Annotated in this window: 10 protein-coding genes and 1 riboswitch; all 10 genes read right to left on the bottom strand. The window is 49.0% G+C overall.

Going from position 1 to position 9,733, the window contains the following annotated elements:
• Positions 1 to 113 (bottom strand): propanediol/glycerol family dehydratase large subunit (locus tag PHF27_RS11530; protein WP_300070120.1); only part of this gene is annotated, 113 nt, incomplete at its 3' end.
• Between the two features lie 18 nt (positions 114 to 131).
• Positions 132 to 929: a propanediol utilization microcompartment protein PduB gene (pduB, locus tag PHF27_RS11525; protein WP_300070114.1), complete on the bottom strand. Its 798-nt coding sequence runs from the start codon at positions 927 to 929 to the stop codon at positions 132 to 134.
• A 25-nt stretch (positions 930 to 954) separates the two neighbouring features.
• Positions 955 to 1,230 (bottom strand): propanediol utilization microcompartment protein PduA, encoded by a 276-nt coding sequence (gene pduA, locus PHF27_RS11520; RefSeq protein WP_018702287.1) that lies wholly within the window; start codon positions 1,228 to 1,230, stop codon positions 955 to 957.
• Positions 1,227 to 1,712, bottom strand: coding sequence for a EutP/PduV family microcompartment system protein (locus PHF27_RS11515; RefSeq protein ID WP_300070117.1), 486 nt, complete (start codon positions 1,710 to 1,712; stop codon positions 1,227 to 1,229). The genes pduA and PHF27_RS11515 overlap by 4 nt, the downstream gene beginning before the upstream one ends.
• Positions 1,713 to 1,715: 3 nt before the next feature.
• Complete coding sequence (gene eutS, locus PHF27_RS11510; RefSeq protein ID WP_323441422.1) at positions 1,716 to 2,057, bottom strand: ethanolamine utilization microcompartment protein EutS; 342 nt, start codon at positions 2,055 to 2,057, stop codon at positions 1,716 to 1,718.
• 272 nt (positions 2,058 to 2,329) lie between these two features.
• Entirely contained in the window at positions 2,330 to 3,973 is a 1,644-nt protein-coding gene (locus PHF27_RS11505) for a response regulator (protein ID WP_300070108.1), read from the bottom strand.
• 56 nt (positions 3,974 to 4,029) lie between these two features.
• Positions 4,030 to 5,256, bottom strand: a complete 1,227-nt coding sequence (locus PHF27_RS11500) for a PocR ligand-binding domain-containing protein (protein ID WP_300070105.1) — start codon at positions 5,254 to 5,256, stop codon at positions 4,030 to 4,032.
• 162 nt (positions 5,257 to 5,418) lie between these two features.
• Complete coding sequence (locus PHF27_RS11495; protein ID WP_300070102.1) at positions 5,419 to 6,453, bottom strand: nicotinate-nucleotide--dimethylbenzimidazole phosphoribosyltransferase; 1,035 nt, start codon at positions 6,451 to 6,453, stop codon at positions 5,419 to 5,421.
• A gap of 139 nt (positions 6,454 to 6,592) precedes the next feature.
• Positions 6,593 to 6,800, bottom strand: a riboswitch (cobalamin riboswitch).
• Positions 6,801 to 6,905: 105 nt separating this feature from the next.
• Complete coding sequence (cobC, locus tag PHF27_RS11490) at positions 6,906 to 7,460, bottom strand: alpha-ribazole phosphatase (protein ID WP_300070099.1); 555 nt, start codon at positions 7,458 to 7,460, stop codon at positions 6,906 to 6,908.
• A 21-nt stretch (positions 7,461 to 7,481) separates the two neighbouring features.
• A complete protein-coding gene (locus PHF27_RS11485) occupies positions 7,482 to 9,551 on the bottom strand; it encodes a tetratricopeptide repeat protein (RefSeq protein WP_300070096.1) in 2,070 nt (689 codons plus the stop codon).
• Between the last annotated feature and the right edge of the window lie 182 nt (positions 9,552 to 9,733).

Here is a 9,733-nt window from a genome sequence, read left to right as displayed (position 1 = left end):
GGATCGTTGGGACTGCCCATGGCAATCAGACCCACTTCGGGCCATTCAACCACGAAGCCGTCCTGGTTAACAGGGCGGGCTTCCAACGCTTCAAACCGTTTGGATCGTTTCATTTCGTTCCCTCCCTGCTATTAAATATAAGGTTTAGTCGCGGACGGAGCCGGGCCGCCCAACGCTTCGAGCAACTTCTTGCCTGCATCTTTAGCAGCCAAAACCGACTGGCGAACCGCGCCGGAGTCGCCGGTAATCATGATGATCACTTCGTTGGAGTAGCTGGTGCCGCCAGCAGGGCTGGCATAACCGACAAGCTCCACATTCGCCGTTTTAACGGCCACATCGGACATCAGCACGCCAATGGCCGCCGGAGCGCCGACAATCAGGCCGAACGCTTTGCCAACAGGCGCATTGAACGCTTTGTTTATGGCGTAGCTGGCGCGAGCGGTGTATTGCAGCTCCAGATGGCCTGCGTCATTGCCGTATACGTCGCCGAAGGTGCGGTCCAGTTCTTTCAGGGCCACTTCAACTGCGCGGCGAGCGTCAGACACTTCTTCAGCGCCGAAAATGATGAGACATCCATGACCTGCGCCGCCTTTAGTATCGCGGGCCAGTTCAATGGTAACGATTTCCGTATTGGTAGCTTTAACCGCTTCGTCAGCCGCCATGATGTGCGGGCCAGCGCCGGTACGGCCGCCGATGATACCGATCGAGCGGAATTTGGGATCCAGTTTCATCTGCGCATGCAGCATGGGATCTACGTTGGCAATTACCAAACCGATAGTATCGCCAATAGCGGTACCAACGTATTCGGTCATTCCCGGGTTAGCTGCGCAAGCGGCAGCGGCCGGAGCTTCCACTGGAGCAGCGGTTCCTTGAGACTCCATGCGTTTTTTAATTTCGTCCATAACCTTGTCAATCAACTGTTCTTGCATATGTCTTCCACCTCCAAATTAACTCTTAAACCTGTTTCGGCAGAATGCTTTCCACATCCGTGTGGGGGCGAGGAATGACGTGTACGGATACAACCTGACCCACTTTTCCGGCAGCTGCACTGCCAGCATCGGTAGCCGCTTTGACAGCACCGACATCACCGCGCACCATAACCGTCACCAGGCCGGAGCCGATTTTTTCGTAGCCAACCAAATGTACATTGGCTGCCTTGACCATGGCATCAGCCGCTTCAATGGCGCCGACAAGACCTTTCGTTTCCACCATACCCAACGCTTCGTTCATTTTATGTCCTCCTTTCCTCCGGCAGATGAGCCGCGATCCATCTGTTCTAGACAGTCCGTCAATTCATCCAAGCCTTCACCTGTATGGGAAGAGACAAAGAACACAGGCTCTTTGACTCCCGCCTGCACCAGAAATCGTCTTGCGCGTTCGCGATCAGCCTTTTCTAAATCTACTTTGGTTACTACGCCCACCACCGGTCTGGTAAACATGCCTGCAAAACCGGGAGGCAGCACCGGCAGTCGCTGAGAGGCATCCTGCACAATAAACACGCCTGCAGCTTGCATGGAAGTCACCAACAGCGCCGAGTAAAAACGCGGGATTTGCGCGTATTCCCCTGGAGTATCGATAGCATCGTCGTAAAATTCAATATCACTAGTCTTGCTGACTTCCTTCGCCCGCTGCCCCAAGGCATACGCCAGCGACGTTTTGCCAGCTCCTACAGCGCCTACCATCATGACCTTGCGCTTCGCAACATGTTTCATCACTCAGGACCTGGTAATGCGAGTACCGGTAAAGCCGAGGCCATCCATCAGTACGGCATTCACCTGACGCAGAGCCGCTTCCACAGCAGAAACGCTGCCCACCAGCACCACAGAACCGGTAAAACGATCCATAAATCCAATGTCCACGGCCGCCGTCTTGGTGGCTACATCTGCAGCAATCAAAGCCGCTTCGCAAGGAGTAATGGTCAAGATACCGATAGCGCCGCCCTCTGCTACACCCAGCTTTTCACAGAGCACCGCTTTCGGATGGGCGATTAAATGCGCCAAGGTCACTTGCTTTCCTGGTACATATTCTTGTACAACTCTCTGCTTTTCCATACTCATCGGCCTTCCTCACAATCTTCGCAAATAATTCGACGATTCTACATGTGTATTAATTGGCGATTGCCTTCATTCTCCCTTGAGTCCTTGTTGCTCCCCTACTGAAGTTCCTTGCTGCTCCCAACCTCCTGTTTAGACAAAAATACACTCCTCTATTTTGAGATAAGAAGATTTTGCGGATCTTTCCAAATTTTTTTAATATAAAAGCAAAAAAAGACTGCCCGAAGGCAATCTTTTTTTATGGCAGGTTTACTATGCTATTTTCTACAAGTTTCTTAGACTTTTGTTTTTTCGCCGCGCAGTTCTTGCCGATACTGATTGGGCGTCATTCCCATAGACTGGCGGAAAACACGGCAAAAATAGCTGGCGTCTTGATAGCCTACTTCCGTGGCAATCCGCACCACCGTGTAGTCCGGATCTAAGAGAAGCTTTTTAGCCCGATCCAGGCGTACTCTGGTAATAAAATCTGCAAAATTAAAGCCTTTTTCCTTTTTAAATAAACGACTGAAATAAAAAGGACTCAAATGCACGGTCTGAGCCACTTCTTCGAGCGGCAGGTTGCGATGGCAATTAGCGACAATATACTCGCAGGCTTTATTCATAACCCGCAAATTCATGCTATTGCGGTTTTCCAACATGTTATCCAAAAACTGATCCAGCGCTTCCATCATCCAGCGCTCAATATCGCTTTGCTCCTTGCATTCATTCAGACGCTGAATGCAATAGAAATTGAGCAACGTCAGCTTGTCCAAACTAGCGCCGCCTTCCACCGCCGACCGCGAGAGCACCACTAACAGCTCCAGCACACATGCTTTGACGGTTTCCAAGCGTGTTTTCTTCGCAAAAATCTCACCTAAAAGACTTTTTAACGCTTCTTTGGCTTGCTTGCGGTCGCCACAGCGTACTTTATCCAAGACAGCCCGCTCCGCATGGAAAGGATAATGAAAAGGCCCTTCGCTCAAATGCGGCGCATCCTCAATATGAATCACTTGGCTGCTGCCCAGATAAAACCGCTGTCGCAGGGCGCTCATGGCTTCGTGATACGAGCGGTAAATATCCCGCGGATCCCTATAGTAGCGACCCACACCGATCGTAATGCTCAGACCCAGCTCCTCGCTTACCACGCTGCGGATGCTTTCCGCTTCCCGCAATGCCCCCGCTTTAGCCATATCCGCATTCTCCGCGTTCTCTAAGCCCAGTAATACGACGATATTGTCACTCCCTATAGGAGCCACCAGCGCCGCCTTGCCTACGCCGCTTCGAGCCCGCACCGCTCGGCAAATGCTTTGATGCAGCCGCTGCTTCATGCCCTGTTTTTCTAGTTCCGAGGCCTGCAGGGTCAGTTTGCGGAAATTATCAATATCAATCACCAGCGCCACACCAGGATCCACAGCCAAACCCAAAAAGCTGGCCCGTTCCCGATAATGCGTCATCTCTTCCACTTGCCCGGAAATGAGGTCATACACAAAAGACATTTGAATAAACGGCATGGCCTCGGCCACGCTTTTGCGCAACGCTTCTTCTTCTTGGTGCTTGCTTTTCATGGCCTTGACGCCTTCAGCCACTTTGCGCAGTGTTTCTGTAAGCTCCTCTGGCCGCACTGGTTTCAGCAAATATTCCACAGCACCCATGGAGAGGGCCTGTTTGGCATAGCTGAATTCGTCAAAGGCCGTCAGCATCACAATGCGCGTATCCGGCAGCAGCACCCGAATGCTTTTCGCCGCCTCCAAGCCGTTGATCTCCGGCATCCGGATGTCCATCAGCACAATATCCGGCCGTTCTTCCATGGCCAGCCGGACAGCGCTGGCGCCATCGCCTGCCTCACCGACAATCTGAACCTGAGGATAGTTTTTTTCAATAATGAAGCGCAACGCTTGCCGCTCCAATTGTTCATCGTCGGCTATCAACAGCGTATACATACAACGACTCCTTCCCGAATGCTGCCGGTCTTCCCTGACCGACTTTCTGCGATCATTTAATTATGCCGAAACGGCAGACGCAGCCGTACCGAAGTTCCTTCTCCAGGCATGCTTTCTACCGAAAGGCCGTATTGTTCGCCAAAAAAATGGCAAATACGCTTATGTACATTCATAATACCTAAGCCGGTTGTCTGTCCATGCGAATTTTGCCGCCGCTCCTCTCGAAACAAGCTCTGCAAACGTTCCGCCGACATCCCCACGCCAGTATCTCTCACCGTCAACACCATATCACCGTTATCCATCTGTCCTTCCAGAAAAATTTTGCCGCCTTCCACTCGATTTTCCAAACCATGAATAATGGCGTTTTCCACCAACGGCTGCAGAGTCAACGCTGGAATGAGTCCTTCTAAAAGAGTGGCATCGATGTGAATCTCCGAGGCAATACGGTCGCCGAAGCGAACCTTTTGAATGGTCAAATAATCCCGCGTGGATTTGACCTCTTCTTCGATCGTACGCAGCACGTCAATATCCCTCAGATTATTGCGCAGCAGATCCGCTAAGGCGTACACCACTTCCTGGGTTTTTTCCGCTCCTTCCAACAAAGCCAAGCGCGCGATAGTATTCAGCGTGTTAAACAAAAAATGAGGATTGACCTGTGATTGCAGCGCCTTCAATTCCGTCACCTGCAGCAGGCTTTCCAGCTCCGCCTTGGCTTTCATCTCCAGCATCAGCTGCTTTTGCACAATATTGGCCAGGCCAATTTCTACAATGTAGTTGGACATGATATAAATCAGATCCGCCCCAGCCTTAATGCGATGCTCCGGCACAATTTCCACCTGGTCAAAAAGCTCCCCTATTTTTTCCTTATCTACCGGCAAATCCGCCACACGGCGATACATTTCTTCTTTGACCTCTTTAATATCGCTATGCTCGGTTTCCACTACCACCTGGCCCGCCAAAAATGCGCCGATATACTCGTCCTGCACAATAATTGGCGCCGCCAAATCCGTCAACCCGCTATGGCAAAGATGCACCATGGGACGCTTATTCTGCGTAGCCCGGCGGCCGCTTTTGTCGTCGCAGTTCATACAGCGGCGAAAGCCCTCTTCAAAAGAACGAACATAATTGCAAAAACAGGTGAAATGGCTAGGCTTGGTAATGGGGCGGCCTTCGGGATCTACGATGACTGCCGCCAGTCCTGTGGCTTCTGCAAACTTATCTTGAATCTCTTGCAATACACTAGTGTCAACAATTTCACTTAACGTAAACCGGCTGACTTGCATGTTCAATTCCCTCCATCCTTTTACGACGCATCCGGCAGGTTTTTGTCTTGTCAAATTTTTCGCATAAATGAATACTATTAGTTATGCGGATACGATTTTCCTGCGTCAGGATTTCGGGATGTGAAATTTTTGTCATGCATCGCCAACTTCTTTGGCAATATTTTACAAGGCAGCTCGTTGCTCTTTTTCCGGCGCCGCTGGAATAAAATCGGTAATCCGCGCCATATTATGCATCGTATAGAGCATAGTCTTCAGCAAAAACACCATCAATACGGCTCCTGTCCCTTCGCCTAAAGCCATATTGGCTTTCAGCACCACTTCCTCCGCCGGAATATTTCCTAGCAGCAAAGAGTATGCCATCCCCGGTTCCCGGGACATATGGGACGGAATCGCGTACTTCTCCACCCCAGTATCCAGCTTTGAGGCGCAAATATAAGCAACGGCCGTAATAAAACCATCAATGACAAAGGGCGTTTTTAAGCGTGCACATTCCAGCATAGCGGCGCAAATGGCTACCATGTCAAAGCCGCCTACGCAACGCAGAATATCTTTGGCGGTATGAAACTTCTCTTTATGCAATTCTACGCCTTTAGCAACTACCTGGCATTTGTTCTTAATCAATTCGCTCGTCTGCAGCCCGGCGCCGCCGCCGACAATGAACTCCGGCAAAATACCGGTCAAGCCGTGTAAAACCGCTGATGATGTCGTCGTATTGCCAATCCCCATTTCACCCATTGAAATTAGGTTGTAGCCTTTAGCCGCCAATTGACGAACCTGTTCCTGCCCGGCTTCCCAGGCAACCGCAAATTCAGCCTCGTTCATGGCTTCTTCTTTGAGAAAGCTGCGGCTGCCCATGGCCGCCTTGCGAGAAATTCCAGTAAAAGGTCTTGTAGAATTGACGCCAACATCAATGACCCGATAAGGTATGCCGCACTGCTGGCAAAAACAGCTGATCGTCGCCCGGCCATCCACCATATTCTGCGCCTGCAAATAAGTAATCTCCTCAGGGTCTTTGGCCACGCCTTCAGCAATGACGCCATTATCCGCCGCAAACACTAAATGAAAGGGCTTCAGCTCTGTTTTCACTTCGCCCCAGGACAGCACCATCTTTTTTAGGTATTTTTCCAACAAGCCCAGGCTATGACGAGGTTTAGCCGCCCCGTCAATCCACTCATTCACTTCCTGTTCCAAACTCATAAAAGCCCCTCCTTCAACACGTTCAGCCTGCAACTGCCGTACCAGCGGGGATGAGGGATATAAAAACAACCCAGCCACAAAGGCTAGGTATCTTTTCTTAAGTGTACCTATCCTTCTGGCATTCCCCTTGGCGCGAGGGTGCATGACAGCCAAAACAGGCAGGTATCCTGGCTAACGGTTCCTCAAGCTTCCTGCACCTTCCCGGTTTCCCAGTGGCATACGCAAGCGCTCTCCCCGAATACAGTGGCGCGACCGCATCGTTTACAGGCCAATGGCCTGTCCGAACTTCCCTATTCTCCTCCGGTTTTTTCAAAGCTTCCGAAGGCACCTGTTTGGTGGCATCCTTTTTCAGTTGTCTTGAAAATTCTTTTCTCCGATAAACAAATTAAATCCTGCCTCACTGAAACGGCTCGACAAGATAATGGGCAAGGTAGTCAAAATACTCCTATTCTTTACACATCTATCCTTGTAGCCTGTCCATGTTCAATCGCCACATCCCAAAGTTGCTGCAACGGTTTCCCTCGCAGCAAACATAATAAAACGCGAATGGTGCCTCCATGAGCCACCACCGCAATTGCTTCCTCTTCTTGATGCGCTTCACGAATCGCCTGCAGCGCCGGCCACGCTCGTTTTGCCAGCTCGCTAAAGCCCTCGCCCTCCGGCGCACATCCCTTCTCAGGATGCTCATACATTAAGCTCAATTCATCCGCCCATTTTTCCATAATTTGCTCATACCGCAGACCTTCCCATAAGCCGAAGTGAAGTTCTCGCAGTTCCGGCTTCTGCTGCACCTGTAGCCTGTGCGGCTGCGCTATTGTCTCCGCCGTTTCTACAGCCCGTTTCAAATCGCTGGCATAGACCCCCGCCAGCGGCTCCTTTGCTAATAAAGCCGCTGTTTCCTGCGCTTGCCTCCGCCCGTTTTCGTTCAAAGGTATATCGCTATGCCCCTGATACCGTTTGGTCCGGTTCCACTCGGTTTCACCATGTCGCACAAACCAAATCTTCATAATGACTCCATTCTCTTCACCTTATACTTCAGACACTTTTATTTCACTCGTCAAGGCCGTTGCCACTCTTTGCAGAACGTCTTTCCAGTCTCCCACTCGGGTTTGACGAAAAATTCGGATCGTTGGATACCAAGGAGAATCTTCGCGCTGCAGTTGCCAGCGCCATTCAGGTGCAAACGGCAAGAGAAGCCAAGTCTTCTTCCCCATTGCTCCCGCTAAATGGGCAACAGCCGTATCTACTGCAATCACCATATCTAAATTGGCAATTAATGCTGCCGTTTCGGAAAAGTTAGTAAGCAGCTCTGTAAAATCAGCAATAGGAATGGCGCTATTTTGTAGCACCTTGCTCTCCGCGCCTAATTGCAAGCTAATCCATAAAACAGGCACAGCCTTAAAAAGTTCTGCAACTTCTGCAAGTTGAGCAGAACGATTGCGATCATTCTTATGCCCTGGGTTTCCCGCCCAAACCACCCCAACTTTCAATGCATTCCCATTACTTTGTTTCGCAAGAATATCCTTCCATTTACTCACTAGCGTCTCGTTGGCAACTACATAGGGAATCTCAGCAGGAATCGATTTTTCATCCGTCTCAAACACCATTGGCAGGCTTAATAACGGACAAGCAAAATCATACTCATCCCACGAACACTCGCTAGTCGAAGAAACAAAAGTAATTTTTTCCGAGTTGGCAAACAACCTAACAAGCGGCTTTTGTACCAATACGGTTGTGTGTCGTGCCTGCTTTGCCACTTCTGCAGCATAACGAACGAACTGCAATGTATCGCCAAAACCTTGTTCGCAAGAAAGCAATATATGCTTTCCCTCTAAATCCTCTCCCTGCCAGCGTCGAACCGGCGGTTGATAATTATTAAAAACAGCAAACCTAGCCTCGTACGTTTCCCATCCTTGCTTGTAATTTCCTTGCAAAAGATAGAGTGCCGCTAACGTATATTCCGCTTCCGCAAAACCAGGACGAAGTTCCAAACTTTGTTGAAGTAAAGACTCCGCTTCCTTAAAGCGAGTCCCCGTTTCCATCAAAGTCATCGCTAAATTATGAAAAGCCTCCGGAAAGTCTGCCTTCAATTCGATAGCTTTCAAAAAATACTTTTCTGCTTCCCTTAAGCGATTCTGATTTCTTAAAATTGCACCTAAATTATTATATGCTCCCGCATCGCTAGGATCCAATTGAATGGCACGTTTCGCATAATTTTCCGCTTCCTCAAGGCGTGGCCCATCTTTCAATACTGCGCTGAGGTTACTATAGGCTTCCGAAAAATTGGGACTTAGTTCGATAACATGATGAAAAAAATTTTCCGCATCCTCCAATTTTCCTTGTTTTAAAAGAATCACGCCCAAATTGTTATACGCTTCCGGATAATCTGCTCGGAGTTCAATCGCTTTGCAGTATGCCTCTATAGCAGCCTCGATATTACCAAGCGCCGCCAATGTTAATCCCCAATTATAATATGCTTCCGGATATTGAGGCCGAATTTCAATTGCCTTTTTAATAAAGACCTCTGCTTCTTGCCACTTTTCATTTTTTCTTAAAACTACTGCAAGATTATTGCATGCCTCCGGAAAATTTTCATTTTCTTTTATGGCAAGTCGAAATTCATGCTCTGCTTCAGTTAGACTTTCTTTTCTCATCATTAACAAGCCCAAGTTATTATGGACTTCCGGATAACTGGAAGATAGCGCAAGCGCCTCATGATAGCATTCTTCCGCTTCAACCAAGCGATCTTTTTTTACCAAAAGCAATCCGAGGTTATTATAGACTTCAGAAAAATCTTTTTTGATTTTGATCGCCTGGCGAAAGCAGTATTCTGCTTCCTCTTCCGAAGCTTCGCTTTGCAACAAAATGCCTAAGTTGTTATAAGCTTCAGGAAAATCCGGCCGAAGTTCTATGGCGCGCTGAAAAGACTGTTTAGAACTTACACCTTGTCCTAGCACGGTCTGCACAATTCCTAGGTTATAGTAAATATCCGCATCCTCTTTTAATTGCAGCGCCTTTGAAAAAGAAAGAGCAGCTTCCGTAAAATTCCCTGTATTAACTTGTTCTATTCCTTTTTTCACATATAATGCAACAGCCATGTACTTCCTCCATGCGATTTCAACTTTCTTTGTACTTGTCAATAAAACTTCTATACGAACAAAACAAGCAACAGTTTCTCTCCAAAAACGAATACCGCGAGCGCTCCCAATTGAGATAACTCAATAATTGCTCCATATACATCGCCGGTCAGGCCGCCAAGAATACCAGCCGCGTAAGAGGC

Origin of the sequence: Anaeromusa sp. (assembly GCF_028691475.1) — a bacterium.
Lineage (GTDB): Bacteria > Bacillota > Negativicutes > Anaeromusales > Anaeromusaceae > Anaeromusa.
This window is presented reverse-complemented; position numbering and strand designations above follow the sequence as displayed.

Bases quoted from the DNA above. Each gene is read 5' to 3' on its own strand.
- pduB (WP_300070114.1), bottom strand. From the start codon at position 929: ATGCAAGAACAGTTGATTGACAAGGTTATGGACGAAATTAAAAAACGC.
- pduA (WP_018702287.1), bottom strand. From the start codon at position 1,230: ATGAACGAAGCGTTGGGTATGGTGGAAACGAAAGGTCTTGTCGGCGCC.
- PHF27_RS11515 (WP_300070117.1), bottom strand. From the start codon at position 1,712: ATGAAACATGTTGCGAAGCGCAAGGTCATGATGGTAGGCGCTGTAGGA.
- eutS (WP_323441422.1), bottom strand. From the start codon at position 2,057: ATGAGTATGGAAAAGCAGAGAGTTGTACAAGAATATGTACCAGGAAAG.
- PHF27_RS11505 (WP_300070108.1), bottom strand. From the start codon at position 3,973: ATGTATACGCTGTTGATAGCCGACGATGAACAATTGGAGCGGCAAGCG.
- PHF27_RS11500 (WP_300070105.1), bottom strand. From the start codon at position 5,256: ATGCAAGTCAGCCGGTTTACGTTAAGTGAAATTGTTGACACTAGTGTA.
- PHF27_RS11495 (WP_300070102.1), bottom strand. From the start codon at position 6,453: ATGAGTTTGGAACAGGAAGTGAATGAGTGGATTGACGGGGCGGCTAAA.
- cobC (WP_300070099.1), bottom strand. From the start codon at position 7,460: ATGAAGATTTGGTTTGTGCGACATGGTGAAACCGAGTGGAACCGGACC.
- PHF27_RS11485 (WP_300070096.1), bottom strand. From the start codon at position 9,551: ATGGCTGTTGCATTATATGTGAAAAAAGGAATAGAACAAGTTAATACA.